A 22,006-nucleotide genomic window follows, 5' to 3' on the forward strand; every position below is an offset into this window, starting at 1 on the left:
CTCATTTGCGTTGCTAGCGAGATTTTGCAATCTCTTTTTTGAACGATTTCTCGTTCGTGCTTACTCACTCGTTGTTCAGTTTTCAAAGATCAATTTCTTTCGTTCTTCCGCCCTACTCTCTCGGCCGGATTTATAATATAGCATAGTCTCCTAACCAAATGCAAGCTTTTTTTACTTTTTTCGATAAAAAATTCAGCTCCATTTTGGCCGGAAAATGAATATATCTTGCTGAGATCAATCATGCAACCGCCTATTTTTACCAGCTTCATGTTCTTACACGGTCCAACATCGTTTCAACAAGCTCTTGCTCAAAACGCTCTTTAAGCGAATCGTTGCTGTGACTAATAGAAAGTTGTATCTCTTTAAATTCTCCAACCAAATTTTGAATGTCTGTCAGTTTCTCCTCTTGGGCCAATCGTCCTGTAAGCTCAATCACATGATATGCAATTGCTTGATACGCATCGGCAAAGCTTTGGTCAATATCAGCAGCAGCCCGATAATCTGCATAATATCGTTTAAACGTTTGAATGAGTGTTTCGTCCATCTGTCAACTCTCTCCTTTCAAGATAGGAGTCAGTTTGCCTCAAGCAAAGGAAAAATATGCAGCATAAAAAGCAAAAGCTCCCGCTGTCTGGCAGCAAGGAGCTTTTCGCATGATTCATGCCTTTTTCATTTTTTCTGTAAGGGAAAATTATTTGACTTCAATTGAAGTAATAACTTGATTATATCCTTTTAACTGAACCGGATGATTTTGCACTAGTTGAGTACGGTCGCCAGTTATTACTACATTCGGAGATACGTTGTAGATTGTTGCTGTGTTATTTTGCGTTAATGAAACTGTTGCGATCTTACCTTGTGCGTCTGGTGTCGAATAGTTAAATGTGCCAATTACATCAATTGCTTGATTATCTTGAGCTAACTTCGTCACTTGAATAGTAACTTGGTTACCGGAAGTTGTGATATTGACTACATCGCCAACTTGAAGCAAGGCAGCAGGTACCTGTACACCACCACGATAAATAACTACATTAGAGCTAAGTGTATATGGAGTTGTTGTTCCTGCTGAATTCGTCAAAGTCAACACATTATTATTGTTGTAAACTGCAGCACTAATCGTCCCGCTTGTAACGTTATTTTGTTGAGCCATTTTCGTTACTTCAATATAATTAACAATATTATTAAAACCATCAACTTTAACTTCATCGCCTACTTGCAGTTGAGCAGGGCTTACTTGTACACCATTACGTAGTATGAATACATTTGGGTGAAGCGTGTACGGAGTAGATACGCCATTTTTAGTAAGCGTTAGAACGTTATTAGCAACTACGGCGTTCACAGTTCCAGTGCTGACACTTTGATCTTCGTCAGGTAATTGGTTGCCTGCACGATCCAATAAAGCAGCCAATTGAGCGCGTGTTACGTTTTGATTTGGTTTAAATGTGTTATCCTCAAACCCATCAATCAGACCTTTTTCGATCGCTACAGCTACATAACCTACAGAACCAGCCGGGATTTTGTTCGCATCTTTAAATTGAAGGTTTGTATTCATTTTCGCTTTTGCTTCAGCTTCCAATTTCAAAGATTTGACCAAGAGTGTAGTCGCCCACAGACGGTCTGCAGGTTGATTCGGTTTAACGGAATCTTCACTTTCAGAGAACAAATCATTTTCAAGAGCTACAGCTACATAACCTACAGCCCATGCAGGAATTTGATTCGCATCTTTAAAGTTCAGCTTCGTTTGCATTTCAGCAGCAGATTCTGCTTGTTCACGTAATCCCATATTACGAACGGCTGCTACAATTGCTTGAATGCGGGGAACCGCAATGTCAGGCTTAAATGATCCATCTTCAAATCCTTCAAATACGCGTTTGGAAGATAAACTTGCTATGTAACGCAATGCCCATTTCGCGCCTTCCATATCGTTGAAGTTCAGATTAATATTGATGTTCGTATTAACTTTATTATTGTTGTTGCTTTTGTTTTCATATTTAAAATCTTTCTTATCATCACGGTCATGATCATTGCCTTTAGCGAACGCCGCAGCTCCGCCCCCCATTACCATTGTAAGTACAAGACCTGTTGCTACTGCTTTTTTCATTAAGTTCTTCTTCATTGTCAAGTTCCCTCTCCCTTATTCAAATAGTTAGTATTATAAAGTTGTGTGGAGCCTTCGCGAAGGGTTCCTGGTTATGCTACAAGAATTCGCCCATCCGAATATCTTTTGGGGGGTGACATCAAAATCTTTTATATCAACCTAATTTTCTGAGTCTATTAAATCCACTATGAAACTGCTAAACTTAAACCATATCAGACTATCACTAAAGGAGTTTACACATGCGTTTAAGGAATCCACGAGTTCAACTTATTGTCGCTTTAACCGTTCTGCTTATTGTTCTGTCCGCAATTTCTTATAGCAAGGTTTGGCACAAGCAAGGTAACTTGGAATCAGAAGCTGTTTCTGCGCCACCCATCACGCATCCAGACACTCCAATTGTTAGCGAAGCACCCACAGCAGCTGTTGTCGCACCAAATAATGAGAGCGCTAATACATATCCTACTGAACACATCGATGTAGTTGTGATCGGCAGCGAGCTTGAAGGTCTTTACCTTGCCAGAGCTGCAGCAGATGAAGGCTTGAAGGTTAAAGTACTGGATCCTCATAAAGCTTTTGGAGGTCAGATTCTCCAAAGTCAAATGCTATTTCTCGATGAAACCCGTGACGATCAAGGTCATTTACTTGTACAAGGCCGTGTTAAAGAATTATTCGACGGTTTCCGAAATGCCAAAATTCGTAAGCTTCCTGAATTCACTACATATATGAATAAATTAATGAAAGATATTCCTTTGGAATCTGGCATTGTCATTAATGAAATTGAACAAACGAATACACCTGATCATATGCACAAAATCGCTTCTATTGTTTACAGTACGGATCAAAATGAAAAGAAGAAAATTACAGCTTCCTATTGGGTCGACAACAGTGACTATGCAGCATTAATCAGTCGATTGGATGCCAAGCGATTGCCAGGTCTTGAGAAGTTCTATGGTCAAAAAGAAATCGAGTATATGAGTGCTGGCATGATGATGAAGTTCAAAAATGTCGACTGGAAAAAGTTTAATACCGCATTTAATCTATTAAAACCGGAAGAGAAATCGAAACAATTCGGTGGCGGTTATGTAAGTGATAGCTTCGCTATTGGGCTAAGCGGAATGACTAAAGCCTACCATCCTTCAAATGATCGAGTCTTTCTAAGAGGATTGAATGCGGTACATCAAAGGGATGGGGAAGTACTAATTAATGCCCTTCTTGTTTATACCGTAGATCCTTCTAAGCCTGAATCCATCCAAGAGGCTGTTAGCCTGGGTAATAAAGAAACTCCGCTGATTCTCAATCACTTCCGTAAAACGTTACCGGGTTGGGAACATGCTGAATTAGGCGAATTTCCTTCTTATCCCTATGTCCGAGAATATAATCACTATGAAATGGACTATGTTTTAAAACCATCTGATCTCCTTTCAGGCACGATGTTCTGGGATAATGTCAGTATTGGTGGGTATCCGCTTGATTTGCAGGGCACAAGTGCTAACAAGTGGGGTATTGAAATGGGACGGCCGGATAAATATGGCATGCCGCTGCGCAGCTTTTTGCTAAAAAATTATGATAATGTCATCGCGGCCGGAAAAAATGTAGGTTCCTCGGCTATCGCCTATGGAAGCACAAGAATTCAACCGAACACGAGTCTAGCCGCAGAATCTATCGGAGTTATATTAGGTCAACTACATGGCAAGCAAAAGCTCAGGGAAATAAAACCTGATGAAATGACCAAACTCCAACAGTACTTAGCTCACCACTATCAAATCAAGCTTACGGGTGTAGTCGGTACGAATAAAATTACCGGTTGGAACGAAGAAGAAATTAGAAAGCTCGACTCCGGAGAAATTACATATCCTAGCTATATTAAAACCAGAAAAAAACCTGCAGTTAAATAATCAGATAAATGGATCAGAAAACCGTGTATTCGTTCCTTGAACGAGTATACGGTTTTTGTTATGAATCAAAGCATAAATTTCTCGCAAACAAAATAGTTGAAAGAATGCATATTCAGCATTATAATAAGCCATATACTTATAATCACTTATAATCACTTAAGCGAAAGGAGTGAAACCCCCTTGTTTCAAGAAGAAAGACTTATCTCAATCGTCGAATACTTAAAATCAAATAAGCGAATTACCGTTGACCTTATTTGTGAGCTCTACGATGTTTCGAGGGACACAGCTAGACGTGACATGGTTAAGCTTGAAGAGCAAGGGACTATCGTTCGAACGCGCGGCGGTGCCATCCTCCCTACCCTTTCCAAAGAAGTGGGAGATTATGATCAAAGGCTGCAAGCAGAGTCTTCCTCGAAGCTAACGATTGGCAGGACAGCTGCGGCACTCGTTCAAGACGGCGATTATATCATGATGGATGCCTCGACCACAGTCCTTCATGCAGCCACCGCTCTAAGCTCTAAACAGAATATCGTCGTGACAAGTTCAATCGAAATTGCTGCTATTCTCACTCGTAAAGATGAAACGACGATCCATATTCTTGGCGGTGTGCTGGATAACAAGCACCATAGCGTATACGGAGCGAAAGCGATCGAAATGTTAAATGACTATCATGTCGATAAACTGCTCATCGGGACTTGCGGAATTACAGAAGAAGGGCTGTCTGCTCCAAACGAAGAGGATTGTTATCTGGTGAGAGCCATGATGCAGCATGCGGACCAAGTTATTGTACTAGCAGATCATTCCAAATTCGGAAAGCGATTGTTTCATCGCGTCGTGGGATTCGAGAGTATTGACATCCTCGTAACGGATCAAGCACTAACCCCTGAGATGAAAGAGAAATTACTTGCATGTGATGTCGAAATTGTATTAGCAGGAGGAGAAGAACAAGATGATTAAACTTATCGTAAGTGATTTAGACGGCACATTACTTGATCACAGTAAAAAAGTCAGCTCAAGAGAATTGGCTGCATTAAAGAAAGTCAAAGAAGCCGGTATTAGACTATGTTTGGCATCAGGAAGAATGAACATTGAAATGCAACAAGTATTGGCGGAAATTGGTCATCGCGCCTATTCAGTATCGCAAAATGGCGCATTCATCCATTTAGACGATGGTACGTTCATGAAGTCTCAGCTTTTTCAACCTGATTTGGCTTATCAAGTGTACCAGTTACTTAAGGATTTTGATCTCGTTAAGCTTGTTTGCTCGGGTGAAGCGAATTTTATCACGCATTTGACTCCTGCTTCCGATGAGGTGCAATCCCGAACATTCCAACCTTTTATCGTAAAAGAAGATGTGGAGCAGTCTTTGAAAGGTGACTTTGCTGTTTGTAAGTTCTCGATGTTTGGAAAAATTGAAACTCTCTTAGAGCTTAAGGCTCTTATGGAGGAAAAGCTTGGGGATCAGCTGGAGATGTTCATCTCTGACAAAGATTGTCTTGATATTATGCCTCTCGCTGTTTCCAAGGGCAGCTCACTGCTTGTTCTTATTGAACAATTGGGCTTGCAGCCAGAAGAGATCGCCTGTTTCGGGGATTCTTTCAACGATGTATCGATGTTCGGCATCACTCCTCATAGTTTTGCTATGAAAGGTGCTCATCCAGATGTCAAACAAAAGGCGTTGTACCATGTTGATTCTGTTGCAGAAGCCATTGGTCATGTATTTGCTTATAACGAGAACTATGCTGCTCAGCAAAAAGGAAGCCCTATCTTATGAAAAGACTATTAATTATGGCCTGCTTGTCTTACCTTTTAACAGGCTGTACCCACGTTATATTCGGAGCTGTATTGCCCGAGTTACTCTCCCATTACGGAAGAAGTTACAGTGACGGGGGGCTACTTGTTTTCATGGAATTCGGCGGTTTCCTTCTAGGTGTACTATGTATGCCTTATCTCATTCGTCGGATCAGTCGTAGAAGTACCATAACGACGGCTTTTGGTCTTCTCTTCTTAGCTATGATCACTATCGTTCTACTGCCCCCATGGCCCATTGCGGTTTGTCTGTCATTCATAGCCGGGGTTGCTTTCGGACTCGTTGAATCCAGCATCAGTACCTTCGTTTTAATTGCAGCAAAAGATCAACAAGCGATTGCTTTCAGCAAGCTTGAGGTTTTCTTTGGTCTTGGAGCATTATTCATGCCTATAGTGTCAAGTATCTTGATTGCTAATGGGTTATGGAAATACGGATTTATGCTGTTGGGATTAAGTGCGCTCACTGCGTGTATTGTCTGGTCGAAGCTGTCCTTAGGCGAGCATGACGAGCTGTTAGCTCATAAAGCGGATCGCTCGCAGCAGACAGAGAAACCCCCTGTACTCACTAAGAGCTCCTTGACGTTTCTTTGCTTACTCATGATTGTTTTCTTCTTATATGTAGGAATGGAAAACACCATCGTTAATTTCTTACCCTCGATCTTTACCGATCAATTACATGCTTCCAGCTCCGTTTCATCGCTTGCCGTAACAGCCTATTGGCTAGCCATGGTTGTAGGCCGACTGTTCGCAGGTGTTGCAGCAGAGAAAATGACTTATTTCCGTTACTTGGCGGTCTCTTTTGCAGGCAGTCTGCTCACCGTACTTATTTGGGTGTTTAGCACGAATCTATGGAGCAGCTTCGCCGTTGTACTATTACTTGGATTATTCATGTCCGGTATGTTTGCAGTAGCTCTCATTTATGCGAATCAACTGCTTCCAGGGCGTACGGAGCAAACAACGAGTACGCTTATCGCAGCAGGCGGATTAGGAGGTTCTATTCTTCCCTTAGGTGTCGGTTGGGGGATGGACCGTTTTGATGTGGGTGTGTCGATTTGGTTTGTACTGATTGGCATGTGCGTCGTGTTAGGTATCATTTTATATTCTCGGAGATGGAATGTTCAGACCACAAAGTCTGTATAAGTTAAAAAAAAGCTGAAATCCTTCGTGGATTCAGCTTTTTTATGTTATCGCAACGGCTTTAATTGGATGATGATGGCTTTTTCCTCGAACCGTATGTTCTTTACACCAATCAGTTTGGGCAAGTGATCTTCAATAGGGAGTTCAAAAGGCGCAAGTTGAACCCATTCACTTGGGACTTGCATGCCTTTAACACTCGTATTTCTATGTTGAACGACTAAATTCGGCGGGTTCCAAGCAAGGGTGAACATCATTTGTACACCGATGGGTATCTTCTCCCGCCACCTCACATTCACGTCAGCCACAAGGTTTGAACCTTGCAGTGTAAGCTTCGCCCCTTCAATTCGAAAACCGTTAGGCAGAACCTGATGTGCAGCTAGCTGCTTCTTTACCACATCATTAATGTCTTGTTCCGTTAGCTGTACCTCAAGCTTCCGATTCTTGACGATGTCTGCGATCTTACTGCTGATCGTGACTTCTTTATAATCTAGGTTTAATGTTTCAGTTGGTTTAACATGCCGAACGGCGATCACCAACGCAGCCGTAAGGATGATGACTACAGCTATGGCGAAAATGACTATTTTTTTCAGCACGTTTCACACCCCGCAGATCAATTTGTTGTTGCCCTCGTAGACAGGGCTACTCTTTGTTCTGCTGCTTTTCTTTGAGCCAGCGAGGAGCGCCCTTGCTCTTGCGATCTCGCTCGCGTTGGGCTTTACTCACAGCCTTGCCACCGGCGGCCGTGTTCGCCTGCGCCGCCGGCTTCGCCGGGGCAGCGCTGCTCTGGACGCGCGCGTCAGACGCCGCGGCACTAGTGCGCACCGCGCCCGCAGGCGCGGCAGCATCCCGCGCGCCTGCGAAGCTGCGTGCAGGTGCTGCGCCGCTCGGGCGCGCAGCTTCGCGGCGGCTGCGCATCGTCGCCGCACTGCGGTCTTGGGCCGGGTCGACGAGCCGGCCTTCGAACATCGCCTTCGGCACGATCGTGATGCCAAGCTGCTTCTCGAATTTCTCGAGAATGAACTGCTCCTTCGGCGTCACGATAGAAATGGTCGTGCCCTCGCGGCCCATCCGACCAGTCCTACCTACGCGGTGGAGATAATACTCCGCGTTGGTCGCAGGATCCAAGTGGAAGACGTGGGTCACGCCTTCAATATCAAGACCTCTTGCGGCAACGTCCGTTGCCAGCAGCAATTGAAATTTCCCATCCCGGAAATTCCCCATCACTCTGGCCCGATCTTGTTTGCTAGCTTCTCCATACAAGGCTTCAACAGATAATCCAACGTATTGGAGTTTGCCCACCACTTGGGCAATATCGTCCGTTACGTTGATAAACACGATAGCTGATGTAGGCTTAATCAGACGCACAAGTCTTCTTAGCGTATCAATCTTTTCACGTTCTTGACACACCACATACATATGTTCCAATGTTTCGGCTGTGCGTTGATTTGGATTGATTTTGATAATCACAGGATCTTTGAGCCATCTCCCAGCAGCTTGTTCGGTGCTTTGCGGGATCGTCGCGGAAACAAATACCATCTGACTGGACTTAAGCATTCCTTTAAGGACTGCTTCAACATCCTGCATGGAACCTAACTCGAACACTTGGTCCACTTCATCAACAATACCCATTTTCACATAATGCAAAGTTAACTTCTTTATTTTCATAAGTTCAAGCAAGCGACCCGGCGTACCTACAACTATATGAGGGTGAAGTCGAAGCTTTTCTACTTGTCTAACAATGGCTGCTCCGCCGATAAGAGATTGAGACCGAATCGGTCCACCATCAGTGAACTTCTCAATTTCCTGCATAATTTGCATACCAAGCTCCCTGGTGGGAACAACTACAAGCACCTGCAGTTGTTTTTGCGTAGGGTCGATTCGTTCCAATGCTGGAAGCAAATACGCTAAAGTTTTACCTGTACCCGTTTGAGACTGAATGATGGCATCTTTCCCTTGCTTTAAAACTGGGATACCTTCAGCTTGAATCGGTGTTGGCTCACCAATCCCTAATTCTTGCAATTTATCTAAATAGGACTGCGCGATCTGCAGTTGTTCAAAGCTTGTACTCAATTTACGAAAACCCCTTTTCTCATCCAATCTAATGTCCCTATTATATGCCACGCCGTAAAACGATACAAATCGACAACCACTAAAAGCAGAAATAAGAGTCCTTTAAGGACTCTTATCCGCCGGATCCCCACTCTTCAAACAGTCTCTGCTTAATCACATCACGTGCCCGGAATAAGCGTTGTCGAACGACGCCCTCCGTTACACCAAGCTCATTAGCCATATCTTTATAAGATAAATTATGGATCCATTTCATCGCAATAATTTGTCTGTAGGAGGGGCTAAGCTGATTGATGTAAGTGATAATAGCCTCACGCATTAGCTTTAGCTCAACTTCTTGATCCAGTGGGACTAAATATTCAGATGTTGGTGCAGCTTCCTTGATACAGAGCTTGAGTTCAGCTTCCAGCTCATCCCGGTTGCGCTTGTGCTTACGAAGATGATTGAGTGTAACATTCCGAGTTAACTTCTTAACCCAGCTTTCATATTTATCAATTTCAGTCAATAAAGGCGCTTTACGAACAGCCCTTAGAAATGACTCCTGAATAATGTCTTCCACCGCCGCATGATCCCTCAATATGAAGTAAATCATGGGATATACGAGGAGATAGAACTCCTGATATATCTGCTCCTGCACGCTCTTATCTAATGTATAAAAATCACTGCTGAATATCAGTCTCAGAGACTTCGAATTAAACGCCCCCTAGCCTACCAGGTAGAACCTACTTGTTGTGTTCCTACCTTATTTTAGGTCATAAATCGGGAGTAAACAATAATAATAATTAATTTAAGTGGAAATGACTTCCTGCATACTTCGTTTAAGCTTCTCATCAAGCCATGTAAATACGTCATCCAGAGCCTTTTCGTCGTCTATCCGAGGAAAACGGTGTTCAAGTCCTGTATATAATGCCATCGTATAATCTTTGCCGGCTTGATCCAGAGCATTAGCCAGTTTTCTTGCATGTCCAATGTCAACTTGTGAATCATTTGTTCCATGGATGATATAGATGGGCGAGTTAATTTCATTTACCCAATAGGCTGGGGACCGATCGAGGTAAGCCTCAACTTGTTTCTTCGGATGTCCGACAACCCGTTTGAGCATCCGCCGCAAATCCACACGCTGCTCATAGGTATCCAACATATCACTTACACCTCCCCATACGACAACAGGACCAACCCCACTGCACTCTCGGGCTGCTCGCATGGCCATAACAGCACCTCTGGAAAATCCAATCAATGGTATGGGACCTGGCAATACTTCCTCTAAAGATTGCACCATTGGAATGGCATGAAACAAATCAAACCTGTCTTCCCCGCCAAAGTCCTCACGTCCTTCACCGCCTTCATTCCCCCGATAATAGGGAGCAAAGACGACATAGCCGCGTTTAGCCATCGATATAATTCTTCGTTTACGAACCATCCCAACACGCTTAATGCCACCTCGGCAATAAATAACAGCAGGTCGCGGAGTTGTTCCATCTGGAACGGCTAAAAGGCCTTTCACTTTTAGGCCTTGACTAACATAAGTAAGGATATAAAGCGATATATGCTTCACGAAGCAGCGAATTTGCTCTTTTCCTAACAGTTGACCATCATGGATTTCATCTAGTGCTATGGACATAGGTTCCCCCTATTTTGACAGCTGTTATATCATCATATAAACTAAACGTACTCCACCTATTTTCCATCCGAAGGGATGAAACTATGAATACAGATTTTGAGAACGAATTTAATTCCTTAGTGTTCAAAACAGCTGAACTCATCACGGGTGATACTTCACCTGAAATGCTTGAGAAAATTAAGATTTGGGCATTTTTTAATCATGTTCATAAGTCGCTGCCGGCCTTAACCTCCCACTGGAATCAAACGCATCCAGAAGGCAAAGCCGAAGTACGTCGCATTTTCGAAGAAATTCGAGATTTGAACCAGGCCTTACAAGCGAAAAAGCCAGAACAGACTTAGATCGATAATTGATGAAAGAAAAAAAGCGGAATCCCGATCAATAACTGGGAGCCGCTTATTTTTTATTTAAAATGCCTGATGCCAACCGATCGAACATTCGCGGGAATAGATGAAATAATTTGATTCCTAATCCAGCCACAAAAGGAAGATCTTTCTCAGGAATATTTTTTTCTATCGCATGTATAAGTTCTTTAACGACTTTCTCTGGTTTAAGCATAAACCAAGCCACATTTTTGACATAGTTACCGCTCGGGTCTGCTTTATCAAAGAAAGGTGTTGAGATGGGTCCCGGGTTAATCGCTGTAATAGAGATCCCAGATCTTATAAGCTCCTGGCGCAAACTGTTCGTGAAGCCTAGTACTGCGTGCTTAGTCGCGGAATAACCCGTGGATTTGGCCGATCCGATCTTACCCGCCATAGAAGCCACGTTCACGATATGACCGCTCCTGGCCTTCAACATATGAGGCAATACTGCTTGGGTACATCGGACTAATCCCATGTAATTTACATTCATCATTTCTTCAAAATGAGCAAGCGGCGCCTCCGCAAACGACTCAAATATCCCGTACCCCGCGTTATTAATCAAAATATCAATACGGCCAAATTTGGCTATAATCTGTCCCACAACATGATTAACCTGCTCCGTATTCGTTACATCCATCTCATAAACGGCATGCTGCCCTTGCAAGCCCAAAGCAATTTCTTTAAGTTTATTTGTACTGCGTGCAGTTAATATAGGAATGGCTCCTTTAGCTGCAAATTGCTGTGCCATAACGGCCCCAATGCCGCTCGAAGCTCCTGTAATCAATACAATTTTATTCGAAATGTTCAAGCTTACCTTCTCCTTATTGCGTTATAAAAAAATGGAGATACCGCTTCAGCAGCACTCCAATTCATTTTAGCATATGTACCTATATTAGGTCTCTTATGTGATTAAAACTTGAATGTCCAGCTCGCCAATGTTATCCATAATCAAAGGAATGGTCAATGCTCTCTTCGGCACAAATCCTGCAGCCGTCGCAGATTGAACAATTTTCGGCGGTGTAATATCCACCCTGACCCCTTGATTGAAGAGCATCGTGCTTGCATTTCCACTAATCATATTACCCAGCTCAGAGATGGCGCTCTTACCCATTTCATCCATTTCTGTAATAACAAATCCACCCATCATGGCAGAAACCATTTTCAAAGCAACATCCTCAGCTAAGCCGAAAACAATATCGCCTTCCATCTGCCCGGTCATCCCGATTTGGATCCAGATATACTTTTCCACAAATTTGACGTCTTTGACGCCGAGCTGCCCCGTTGTTGGGCGAATGTTAGCAACTTGCTCGATGACAATTCTAGCCGACTCCAAAAAGGGATTAATGTACTCAGCCTTCATAGCTCCGCTCCGATCTCATTTGTGAATAAGTTCCACAGAAAAACGACCTTTTTCAACATTATACCTAAAAAATTAGGACAAGTATACTGTCTTTTTCGATAAAATAGTTCCTACTACTCAGATACACAAACTCGTCCTGCCTTCATACTTAAATTGTCGAACAACGATGCAATTGTTCATGAACAGAGGAAAACACAACATGAATATGGAAGAATATATATATTCGTGTCGAATCCTGATAATTTTACAGGGGAAAATTCCTTAAAAGGGGCGCTGAAAGTCTTTATGTTTAAACAGCATATTTCTGCTCGAAATTGGAATTTATATCAACTTGCACTTGTTTATCATATTACTGCTATATTTTTGATCGGAACAAATTTCTACTTTATACATCCTCTTGCTTTTGTGCATGATAATCAATTGGTTGGCCTGCTTATCGATGTCATCCTATTCGGCTTGATTCTCGGATTAGCTTTATTTGGTGTTAGTGTCGTTAAAAAAAGAGAATCTTCCATTAACGAAACCGCGAAGCGGTATAAATCACTTTATGATAATCATCCTGATTCTATTATCTCGTTTAGCTTGGACGGCGAGGTATTGTCGGCTAATCATGGTTTGGAAAGTCTTCTTGGACTTGCTCGTGAGACCACGATGTTAACTTCCTTCATTCCTATGATCAATCCACCCGATCTGCTTAAAGCGTTGCATCATTTTCAAGTGGCATCAGCCGGGATGCCGCAAAATTTCGAGGCTGCTTTTCTTCATCAGAAAGGATACCCTATCCAATCCAATGTAACGTTCGTCCCGACGATGGTAGACGGCAGTATTGTTGGGGTCTTCGCCATTCTTAAAGATTTGACTGAAGTCAAGGAACAGAAGAAGGTCATTGATAAGCTATATAAGCAAAATCAACTCATCCTGAATTCCGTTTCGGAAGGTATTTACGGGATTGATATGAGCGGTCGCACAATTTTCTGGAATAAGGCCGCCGAGGCTATAACCGGATGGAAAGTAGATGAAATGCTGGGCCGACAAATTCATAATCTCATTCGACCAGTTAAGAGCGATGGTTCACTATACCCACCTGAGGAAAGTCCTATTTTGAACATGATTCTGAATCATGAAGTATCTGATATGCAAGAGGATATGTTCTGGAAAAAAGACGAAACCACCTTCCCCGTTATGTACATGTCCAGTCCTATGCTGGAGGGAAAAGGTCAACTTCTAGGTACAGTTATTACTTTCAAGGATATTACCGAGTTGAAAAAGACGCAAGAGCTGCTAATCAAATCAGACAAGCTGTCTGCTGTCGGGCAGTTGGCTGCTGGCGTTGCGCATGAAATCCGTAATCCGCTAACGGCATTGAAGGGATTCTTACAGCTGCTCAAGACGAATAATGCCAAAGAGAAATATTATATAGAAATCATGCAAAATGAACTAAAGCGTATAGAGTTTATTGTGAATGAGTTCTTGTTTGTTTCCAAACCGCAGGCGACACATTTCGCAACTCAAACCTTGGATTGCATTGTCACAAGCACAATTGAACTCCTTCAACCTCAAGCACTGCTCGGAAATATTCAGATTGAAGCAGAACTTATGCCAGATCTGCCACCTGTCTCCTGTGATGAGCATCAGCTTAAGCAGGTTTTCATCAATATTATGAAAAATGCGTTGGAAGCTATGGCGCAAGGTGGTACAATGCGTATTCAAGCTCTACAGGAAAAAAACTCAAACTACATAACCATACGTTTCATCGATGAAGGTTGCGGCATTGCACCAGAACGGCTGCCCAAGCTTGGCGAACCGTTTTATAGTACGAAGGAAAAAGGAACTGGACTTGGTCTTATGGTCTGTTTCCGAATTATCGAAGCACATGGCGGCTTTATGGAAGTTCGCAGTAAATTAGAAGAAGGAACGACGGTAGAAATCACACTTCCTTCCACGCAATAAACAGATGAAAGGGAGCGTTAGCAAGATGAAAGGTTTTCTCATTGATTTAGACGGTACACTATACCGGGGGCATGAACCGATTCCCTATGCGGCGGCATTCATTCATTGGCTGCAAGGGCAGCACCTGCCGTATTTGCTTGTGACGAATAACTCGTCACGAACGCCTGAGCAGGTTGCCGAGCATCTGCAAGTGCTCGGCATAGAGGTTCCAGCGGCCGCCGTCTATACGTCATCGCAGGCGGCCGCTCAGTACTTGACCGAGCAGCGCGGAGGCAACCGCGTGCATATGGTCGGCGAAGCCGGACTACGGATCGCCTTGGAGGCGTCCGGCTTCGCCTTGGGTGCTGGGACGACGCCGGATTACGTCGTCCAAGGCATTGACCGCAGCTTCTCCTACGAGAAGCTGACCGAAGCGGTCCGCCATCTGAAGCATGGCGCGACCTATGTGTTAACCAATCCCGACCGCATGCTGCCGTCGGATGGTGGGCTAATGCCAGGAGCTGGCTCCCTGGCAGCTGCGATCACCGCCGCCTCGGGCGTGGAGCCCGTGGTGATCGGCAAGCCTTCGCCGATCATTATGGCTTACGCCATCGAGCGGCTCGGGCTGCCTGCCGCCGATGTCTGGGTCATCGGCGATAACGTGCATACCGACATCCGCGGAGGCATGCTGGCGGGATGTAATACGGCGCTCGTGTTGACGGGTGTCGCCACGGCGGATAACGTGCAAGAGCAGCTGGCGTCGGCGGGCTTGACGCCGGACTTGATCTGCGATGATTTGCAGCATTTCATCGAGCAGTTCAACGGAAGATAAGATATCACTACACCGTTATTTCCGCCTGGGACTATCATAAATCGGTTATTGCCAGCTAACTTATGCGAGGATCAGAGTGCCCTATGCGGTTGAAAGATGTTGCAGAAAGTGCAACTTTTGCTTCCTAAATTTCGTCTTTCTCCCTTTCTTCAAGTTGCGAAATATCCTTTGTGCGTGCGAATTGTTGCACAAAATACAACTTAGAGATAATCGAGTTACAAGATCTCACCAACTCTCGTAACGCAACTGTTATTATTCCCCCTCCAGAGATGAAATGGAGGCCCGCCACGTTCAAATAAAAAGCCGCAACTGCTCTCAAAAAGAGCAGCTGCGGCTTTCTTCTATTCAATACGGTCCCAATCAACTTCCAGAGGGGAGTTCTTCTCTTGCAAGCGACCCTCTCTTGCATCCTTCTGCAGCTGTTCCAGCCATTTCAGTTCAGTAAATGCACGCTTGTAGGTGCCCACCAACATCTGTAGGACAACTCTTGGAACAATGGAGATGTGTTCTTCGTATAAGCTTTTCATCTTGTTCATAAGCATTTTTTGGGCCAAAATTTTATTCTCGAGAATGTCAGCAATCTTCGCCTGATCCCCATGCACGGAAAAAGGCAGGGCAACATAAAGCGGATGATAGTGTCTGATTTCTTCATGAAATTGTTCAACTAACAGTTCTTGAAATTTTAATTTCCCGGCAGCGGTTATTTGATAGATCGTTTTCTCCGGGCGATTCGTATCCCGTACAACCTCATGTGCTTCTACGAGTCCATCCTTGTGAAGTTGGTCCATCGCATAATACAGAGAGCCGTCTTGCAGCTTCATGTAGTTGTTCATGCCTCTTTCTTTCATCGTCTGCCGAATTTCATAGGTATGCCGATTGGCTTCCATCAGTAGTCCGAGAATGACGAGCTTCATCGACATAGATGTTAACCTCCTAGTGTCCTACTGGTACGCTTTCTTTAACGGGAGCTCTTCCCACTTCAAGTTTAGCGTTACCCATGAAGAAAATGAACACAAGACCGATTACAGCAAGAACAATGGTTGTCTGGAAAACAACGGCAATGGAATCCGCCAATGCTGTTAGGAGCTTGTGAAGTACTTCAGCGGGAATGTTTGCACGAACCTGAGGTTGAAGCAGCATTCGAGCATCATGAAACTTTTCGGCCATCGCTGGATCCTGAAGGGAATTTGTGATGTTATCTCTTAGCGAGTTGACTTGAATGCTGCCAAACACAGCTACCCCGATTGCCGAACCTACGGAACGGAAGAAACCAACAAGTGAAGTCACTGTGCCTCTGCGGCGGAAGTCTATTTTATGCAGCGCAGACATCGATGTAATTGGGAAGCAAGCGCCGATACCAAGACCAAGGAGAATCATATAGGTTGTAATTAGCCAGCGCTTGGAATCGATAGAGAGTCCGCCTAAGAGCGAAGTTGCCAGCAGCAGCAAGGCTATGGAAACAAGCATGACATTGCGATAAGAGAATTTACCGATGAAGCGCCCGCCGAGTGCGCTGCTGACAACAACACCAAGCATCATTGGGGTTAAAGTAGAGCCTGCACTTGTAGCTGAGCCTTCAAATACCCCTTGAATGAATAAAGGAATGTATGTACCGGCTGAGATCAAAACCGCACCATAAGCGAAGCTGACACCCATGCTGGCGGTAAACAGGCGATTTTTGAACAAATCAAGCGGGATAATCGGTTCTGCTGCATATTTTTCAATCATAATAAATGTACCTAAGAGAACAGCAAAACCTACAAACAACCCGATAATTTGTAAGGAATCCCAAGCATATTCTTTACCGCCAAGTTCCAATGCGAACATGAGAGAAATAATCGATGCTGTCAGGAAAATAGTACCGCCCCAATCAATTTTCGCCTTACTGTGTTCCACGGACTCGTGATAAGAGAAAATGATTAAGATTAAGGATACAATGCCAAGGGGGAGATTAATAAAGAAAATCCATTCCCAAGTCACATGGTCAGTGAAGTACGCGCCAATGATCGGCCCCAGTACGCTGGATAATCCGAATACAGCCCCGAACAGCCCTTGCATTTTACCCCGTTTCTCTGGCGGGAAAATATCAAAAATGATCGCGAAAGTAATCGGCATAAGGGCACCGCCACCGATACCTTGAATGGCGCGGTAGATGATGAGCTCGGTCATCGATCCTGCCGTTCCACATAAGGCTGAGCCAATCATAAATACAATGATACCGATAATAAAAAATAGTTTTCGACCATACATATCGGATAGTTTACCGAAAATAGGCATGGCAGCCACATTCGCAATTAAATACGCAGAAAAAACCCAGACGAATTGGCTGAAACCTCCTAGTTTGGACACGATCGTTGGCATCGCTGTTGAAACAATGGTCTGATCCAGCGAAGCAAGTAAGAGTCCCAACATCAACGCCACAACGGTCCACGTTGTATTTGACTTACGGGTTAACGTCATAAAGTGAATCTCCTTCATCGTTTATTTATTATATATAAAATATTATAATCAAATTTGAGTATTTGGCAACGAAAATCGGTTGTATTCGTCTGAACTTCCTTGCTAGAATGTGTTCGGTTGTCCAACTTTATCCTAAAATGTTGCCGATTCAAGTACTCCTATCATATAATAGGGTTACAAAAGGTTTTTATGCCCTTTACAATTCCGATAAATTTTATTTTTATCTTTACTATGAAAAGCAGGAGGTATGCTCATGAATATGAACCAGTTAGAAACATTGCTCACCATATCCAAAACAATGAGCTTTCGAAAAGCTGGCGAAATTCTTAACTTGACCCAACCTGCCGTTTCCGCACAAATAAAGAGCCTTGAAGACGAATTCGGCACAATTCTCATTGATCGCAACCAGCCTGTTACTTTAACCGATAGTGGAAAGCTGTTCTTGGAGCATGCAGAAAAAATGCTGCGGATCGCCAGTGATCTCAAGCAGCGATTATCAGACTTACATCATACACCGCAAGGTCACATCCACATTGGCACGACAACGTCGATCGCCATGCAGATTTTGCCGAGGGTGCTGTCCTATTTCCAAGACCAATTCCCACTGATCAAGACGACCATTCACTCAATGACCTCTTCCCAAATCATGACTTCGGTGGAGAATAGCCAAATTGATATTGGAATTACCTATTTGTTCGAAAAAAATCAAGCCTTAGAAACTTCCGTGCTTTATTATGATACTTTCGAGCTGATTGTTTCCACGGCGCATCCACTTAGCCGTTTTGCCCATTTATCTATTGAGAAGCTGCGCAACATTCCCTTCATTATGCTTTCTCCGGAAACAGCCGGACGTCGATTCGTCGATCAAATCTTCAAAGCCTATGACGTCTCCCCACATATTGTGATGGAGCTATCCAGCAGCGAAGAAGTGAAGCGCATGGTGGAGTTAAATCTCGGGGTCGCTATCATCTCCAAGCTTTCTGTCGCTGATGAACTGCGGCATGGAACTTTGAAAATGGTCAAAGTGAACGAATTGGATATTACGCATCCTGTAGGTGTAGTATATAAGTCAGGGCGCTACTTAAATTCTGCGATGCAGCAGTTCCTACGAGATCTAAAAGGAATGCCGGAAACCCAGTTTCTCGGCTCAGAATAAGATTTGCTGCTTACGATACCAGTTTTGCTAAAGCAAAACTCTAAAGTTCATGCTTACGATGCCAGTTTTGCTAAAGCAAAACTCTAAGGAGGTTATTTTCGATGAAATTCGACCTACATACCCATCATGATCGATGTGGACACGCTAAGGATAAAATTCGCGATTATATTGAAGCCGCTATTGACGGCGGATTGCAAGTCATCGGGATTTCTGACCATTCCCCTTATTTTGCGAGCCCAGAAGATCAGGCACAACCTTTAATTGCTATGGCTAAGAGCGAATTCCCCCGTTATATCGAGGAAGTTCTGCAACTAAAAAAAGAATATGAAGGAAAAATTGATGTGCTTCTAGGTGTTGAGTCCGACTATTTTCCTGAGCATGTCGAAGTTTACCGGCAAGAATACGCGAAATATCCATTCGATTACATTATTGGCTCTGTTCATCTATCGGGTGGTGTCAGTATCTTCAATCGCAACAGGTGGAAAAAACTAAATGAAGAGCAGAAGATCCAGCATAAAGAAGAGTACTATGACCTTATTAAGGAGTCCGCACGTTCCGGCATGTTCCATATTCTTGGGCATATCGATGCAATGAAAGGCTTCTATCCAGCCTTCTCAGATATCGCTACACCGAAGGTTAACGAAACGTTAAAGATCATCGGAGAAGCTGGCGTAGCGATTGAAATTAATACTTCAGGAAAGACCAAGGACGTAGGCGGCTGGTACCCTTCCAATGAAATATTGGAGCAAGCGCTGCATTATGGCGTTGAAGTAACCTTCGGCTCTGATGCTCATCTGCCAAGCCGAGTTGCTGATGATTGGGAAGAAGTTAGCAAGACGTTAAAAGAGATCGGCTTCAAACATTGGGTCTATTTCAAAAATAAACAAAAACAAATCGTTCAACTCTAAACCAGAAAAAATCTCCTCCGCTGACTCCTATTTCAGCGGGGGAGATTTTTTTGTTCAATATTCAATATGGCCAGACGGGTTTGATTCAAGAAAGGCAAGCTTAGGCTGTAGACATTCCTGTAAAACAGGCAGCGCATTCTCGGCAGTCATAGGCCGGAAGAAATAGTAGCCTTGAATTTGACTGCAGCCATTAGCTACTAAGAAGCCCGCCTGTTCTTCTGTTTCAACACCTTCCGCAATAATTTGCAGTTGAAACGAATTGGCTACGGAAATAATCGCTTTAATCATCGCTCGATCCTTGTCATCCGTCTGAACGCCGCGGATAAACGATTGGTCCAATTTGATTTTGGTGACTGGGAACCTTTTTAAATAACTTAGAGAGGAGTAATGCGTTCCGAAATCATCGACGGATATCGCAATGCCTAGCCCGCGAAGCTTGCTAAGTGCGTCCAGCTGTTCATCCTGCATCGCGAAATTTTCGGTAATTTCCATTTCCAAGTACTTCGCTTCCAGGCCTGTCTCCTCTAAAATTTGTATTACTTTATCAACAAAACGTTCATCATTCAGCTGTTTGACTGATAGATTGACGGAAATTGCTAAAGGTTCAATCGTCATGCTGTGCCAAGCCTTCATCTGCTTGCAAGCACCTCTCAGCACCCATTCACCAATACTTGCAATCGTACCAATTTCTTCTGCTAACGGAATGAAGTCAGATGGAGAAATATAACCTTTGGTCGTATGATTCCAGCGCAGGAGGGCCTCAACGCCAATAACTTTGCCCAATAAACAATCTACTTGCGGTTGATACACAATTTCGAGTTCATTCCGGTCAAGCGACTGACGCAGATGATTTCCCATCTCTAGCTTTGATAGAGAATTCATTGCCATCTGCTGATTAAAGAAGCTGTATGAGCTGCCTCCCTCTTTTTTGGCCACGTACATGGCAATATCCGCATTCTTGAGCAATGCTTCCCAAGTCACACCCCCATAAGGATACTGTACAATACCAATACTGGCACTAATGAAAAAAGAGCGATTCGATAACAAACATGGGGGCTTTAAGATATCTATTAATTGTTCACAGAAGAGCTGAATCTCCTTCTCACTTGGACAATCTTCTACTAGGATGGCAAACTCGTCCCCACCGAATCTGGCAAACGTATGATAAGATAAATTAGATTGCCCAATACGATTAGCAACTTCCTGCAGCATAAGATCACCCATATGATGACCATGCGAATCATTAACCATCTTGAAGTTATCCAAATCAAAGAAAAGCAAAGCAAGGGATGTATGATTAATTTCGTTGTGTACAATTTGTTCTTTTAAGATCATTTGAAAATGGGCTCGATTATGTATCCCTGTCAGAACGTCATGATAAGCCATGTACGATAGCATTTGTTCGGATTCCAACAAGCGTTTGGTTGAATCGTGCAGTTCTTGTTGTCCTGCTAGAAGCTCTTCATTCGCAGCAGTCAAATCCTCATTTGCAAACTGTAACTCTTGTGTGCGCTCATTTACTGCTCGGCTTAACTTATCCCGCTGTCTAAGGATATAAAGGATAAAAATAAGACCGATTAGCAGAACAAGCATAAAAGAACTGCGTATTAATATGATTTGCTGCTTAATACTCTGAACTGCACTTGCCTGAGGCAGCGCAGCAAGCTCCCATTTGGTATCCGTATGCTCAATGGTGGCTATCAATGGATCAGCTTGAAAAACAGAATCGTCGCCATAGAACGCAGGCTCCCCAGGAATGCGGATGGAAATCTGCAAATCCTCTGTATCTCTATTCTTGATCCCTGCTTCTACAAGCAGTTGATCCAGATTTACCCCAACAGATACAAAGCCCCAAAAAACACCATCTTGATAGATTGGCTTTCGAGCGACTAAACCATTAATCCCTTGCAGTAATTTAAACGGGCCATTCATAGTCATTTTTTTAGTTCGCAAAGCTTTTGAAATTTGCTGTTGAATAATTTCACGGGGATCCTGCAATAAATCCCAATTATAGATACTTTCGTTGCCCTGAATCGGAAAAACGAACTTCATAACGCCTTTAGGCGCAATAATTAAATTAAATGTGGATCCCTGAGCGCCATGATAAAGAGATACCATGTATTCCATGACTTCTTTATCGTCTTTGTTTTGCAAGTAACTCGCATCCACATATGCTTCCAGGCTTACCATCATATTAAAATTACGGTCAATAACGGATTGTAAAGCCAATGCTCTTGAGGATAATTGGGACTGTTCCGTAATTTCAAGCTCATGGAGTAAGGTGTTCTTATACTTATTAAGAACAAACTCTGACGATGAAACTAATATGACGAAAATTAGAGCTATTATTGTGGTTTGAATCATTTTCATGC

At 43.5% G+C, this 22,006-nt stretch carries 20 protein-coding genes; 9 read left to right on the forward strand and 11 right to left on the reverse strand.

Annotated features, from left to right (window positions below):
- Positions 1 to 265: 265 nt before the first annotated feature.
- Both ASD40_RS33475 and ASD40_RS33480 read right to left on the reverse strand, forming a co-directional pair.
- Positions 266 to 544 carry a hypothetical protein gene (locus ASD40_RS33475; RefSeq protein WP_057307480.1) on the reverse strand — a complete coding sequence of 93 codons (279 nt, stop codon included), beginning with the start codon at positions 542 to 544 and terminating at the stop codon, positions 266 to 268.
- A 147-nt stretch (positions 545 to 691) separates the two neighbouring features.
- Positions 692 to 2,113, reverse strand: coding sequence for an S-layer homology domain-containing protein (locus tag ASD40_RS33480; RefSeq protein WP_057307481.1), 1,422 nt, complete (start codon positions 2,111 to 2,113; stop codon positions 692 to 694).
- A 221-nt stretch (positions 2,114 to 2,334) separates the two neighbouring features.
- Here ASD40_RS33480 and ASD40_RS33485 point away from each other — a divergent pair, with 221 nt between their 5' ends.
- The 4 genes from ASD40_RS33485 (at position 2,335) to ASD40_RS33500 (ending at position 6,939) form a co-directional block, all read left to right on the forward strand.
- Positions 2,335 to 3,990, forward strand: coding sequence for an FAD-dependent oxidoreductase (locus ASD40_RS33485; RefSeq protein WP_082562629.1), 1,656 nt, complete (start codon positions 2,335 to 2,337; stop codon positions 3,988 to 3,990).
- 180 nt (positions 3,991 to 4,170) lie between these two features.
- Entirely contained in the window at positions 4,171 to 4,947 is a 777-nt protein-coding gene (locus ASD40_RS33490) for a DeoR/GlpR family DNA-binding transcription regulator (RefSeq protein WP_057307482.1), read from the forward strand.
- A complete protein-coding gene (locus ASD40_RS33495; RefSeq protein ID WP_057307483.1) occupies positions 4,940 to 5,764 on the forward strand; it encodes an HAD family hydrolase in 825 nt (274 codons plus the stop codon). The genes ASD40_RS33490 and ASD40_RS33495 overlap by 8 nt, the downstream gene beginning before the upstream one ends.
- Entirely contained in the window at positions 5,761 to 6,939 is a 1,179-nt protein-coding gene (locus ASD40_RS33500; protein WP_057307484.1) for an MFS transporter, read from the forward strand. The genes ASD40_RS33495 and ASD40_RS33500 overlap by 4 nt, the downstream gene beginning before the upstream one ends.
- 44 nt (positions 6,940 to 6,983) lie before the next feature.
- Here ASD40_RS33500 and ASD40_RS33505 read toward each other — a convergent pair whose 3' ends face one another.
- The 4 genes from ASD40_RS33505 to ASD40_RS33520 form a co-directional block, all read right to left on the reverse strand.
- Positions 6,984 to 7,529, reverse strand: coding sequence for a hypothetical protein (locus tag ASD40_RS33505; RefSeq protein ID WP_057307485.1), 546 nt, complete (start codon positions 7,527 to 7,529; stop codon positions 6,984 to 6,986).
- Positions 7,530 to 7,575: 46 nt separating this feature from the next.
- Positions 7,576 to 9,006: a DEAD/DEAH box helicase gene (locus ASD40_RS33510; protein WP_057307486.1), complete on the reverse strand. Its 1,431-nt coding sequence runs from the start codon at positions 9,004 to 9,006 to the stop codon at positions 7,576 to 7,578.
- Between the two features lie 112 nt (positions 9,007 to 9,118).
- A complete protein-coding gene (locus ASD40_RS33515; protein ID WP_268795945.1) occupies positions 9,119 to 9,640 on the reverse strand; it encodes an RNA polymerase sigma factor in 522 nt (173 codons plus the stop codon).
- 150 nt (positions 9,641 to 9,790) lie between these two features.
- Positions 9,791 to 10,624 carry an alpha/beta hydrolase family protein gene (locus ASD40_RS33520; RefSeq protein WP_057307488.1) on the reverse strand — a complete coding sequence of 278 codons (834 nt, stop codon included), beginning with the start codon at positions 10,622 to 10,624 and terminating at the stop codon, positions 9,791 to 9,793.
- 83 nt (positions 10,625 to 10,707) lie between these two features.
- Here ASD40_RS33520 and ASD40_RS33525 point away from each other — a divergent pair, with 83 nt between their 5' ends.
- Positions 10,708 to 10,965, forward strand: coding sequence for a DUF2573 family protein (locus ASD40_RS33525; RefSeq protein WP_057307489.1), 258 nt, complete (start codon positions 10,708 to 10,710; stop codon positions 10,963 to 10,965).
- Positions 10,966 to 11,020: 55 nt separating this feature from the next.
- Here the strand turns inward: ASD40_RS33525 and ASD40_RS33530 are convergent, their stop codons facing one another.
- Together ASD40_RS33530 and ASD40_RS33535 are read right to left on the reverse strand one after the other, a co-directional pair.
- On the reverse strand, positions 11,021 to 11,797 hold the full coding sequence (locus ASD40_RS33530; protein WP_057307490.1) for an SDR family NAD(P)-dependent oxidoreductase: 777 nt from the start codon (positions 11,795 to 11,797) through the stop codon (positions 11,021 to 11,023).
- Between the two features lie 93 nt (positions 11,798 to 11,890).
- Positions 11,891 to 12,349: a chemotaxis protein CheX gene (locus ASD40_RS33535; RefSeq protein WP_057307491.1), complete on the reverse strand. Its 459-nt coding sequence runs from the start codon at positions 12,347 to 12,349 to the stop codon at positions 11,891 to 11,893.
- 285 nt (positions 12,350 to 12,634) lie between these two features.
- Here ASD40_RS33535 and ASD40_RS33540 point away from each other — a divergent pair, with 285 nt between their 5' ends.
- Together ASD40_RS33540 and ASD40_RS33545 are read left to right on the forward strand one after the other, a co-directional pair.
- The gene (locus tag ASD40_RS33540) at positions 12,635 to 14,299 is read left to right on the forward strand and encodes a PAS domain-containing sensor histidine kinase (RefSeq protein WP_156390270.1); all 1,665 of its coding nucleotides are present in this window, start codon (positions 12,635 to 12,637) and stop codon (positions 14,297 to 14,299) included.
- A gap of 25 nt (positions 14,300 to 14,324) precedes the next feature.
- Positions 14,325 to 15,110 (forward strand): TIGR01457 family HAD-type hydrolase, encoded by a 786-nt coding sequence (locus ASD40_RS33545; protein WP_057307493.1) that lies wholly within the window; start codon positions 14,325 to 14,327, stop codon positions 15,108 to 15,110.
- Positions 15,111 to 15,451: 341 nt separating this feature from the next.
- On the opposite strand, the gene ASD40_RS33555 is transcribed toward ASD40_RS33545, so the two are convergent.
- Complete coding sequence (locus tag ASD40_RS33555) at positions 15,452 to 16,030, reverse strand: PadR family transcriptional regulator (protein ID WP_057307495.1); 579 nt, start codon at positions 16,028 to 16,030, stop codon at positions 15,452 to 15,454.
- Positions 16,031 to 16,043: 13 nt separating this feature from the next.
- On the reverse strand, positions 16,044 to 17,570 hold the full coding sequence (locus ASD40_RS33560) for an MDR family MFS transporter (protein WP_057307496.1): 1,527 nt from the start codon (positions 17,568 to 17,570) through the stop codon (positions 16,044 to 16,046).
- Between the two features lie 253 nt (positions 17,571 to 17,823).
- Between ASD40_RS33560 and ASD40_RS33565 the strand changes: the two genes are divergently transcribed.
- Positions 17,824 to 18,726 (forward strand): LysR family transcriptional regulator, encoded by a 903-nt coding sequence (locus ASD40_RS33565; RefSeq protein WP_057307497.1) that lies wholly within the window; start codon positions 17,824 to 17,826, stop codon positions 18,724 to 18,726.
- Positions 18,727 to 18,827: 101 nt separating this feature from the next.
- The gene (locus ASD40_RS33570) at positions 18,828 to 19,634 is read left to right on the forward strand and encodes a histidinol-phosphatase (RefSeq protein ID WP_057307498.1); all 807 of its coding nucleotides are present in this window, start codon (positions 18,828 to 18,830) and stop codon (positions 19,632 to 19,634) included.
- A 54-nt stretch (positions 19,635 to 19,688) separates the two neighbouring features.
- Here the strand turns inward: ASD40_RS33570 and ASD40_RS33575 are convergent, their stop codons facing one another.
- Positions 19,689 to 22,004 carry a bifunctional diguanylate cyclase/phosphodiesterase gene (locus tag ASD40_RS33575; RefSeq protein WP_057307499.1) on the reverse strand — a complete coding sequence of 772 codons (2,316 nt, stop codon included), beginning with the start codon at positions 22,002 to 22,004 and terminating at the stop codon, positions 19,689 to 19,691.
- Positions 22,005 to 22,006: the final 2 nt, after the last annotated feature.

The sequence above is a fragment of the Paenibacillus sp. Root444D2 genome, assembly GCF_001426375.1.
GTDB lineage: Bacteria > Bacillota > Bacilli > Paenibacillales > NBRC-103111 > Paenibacillus_E.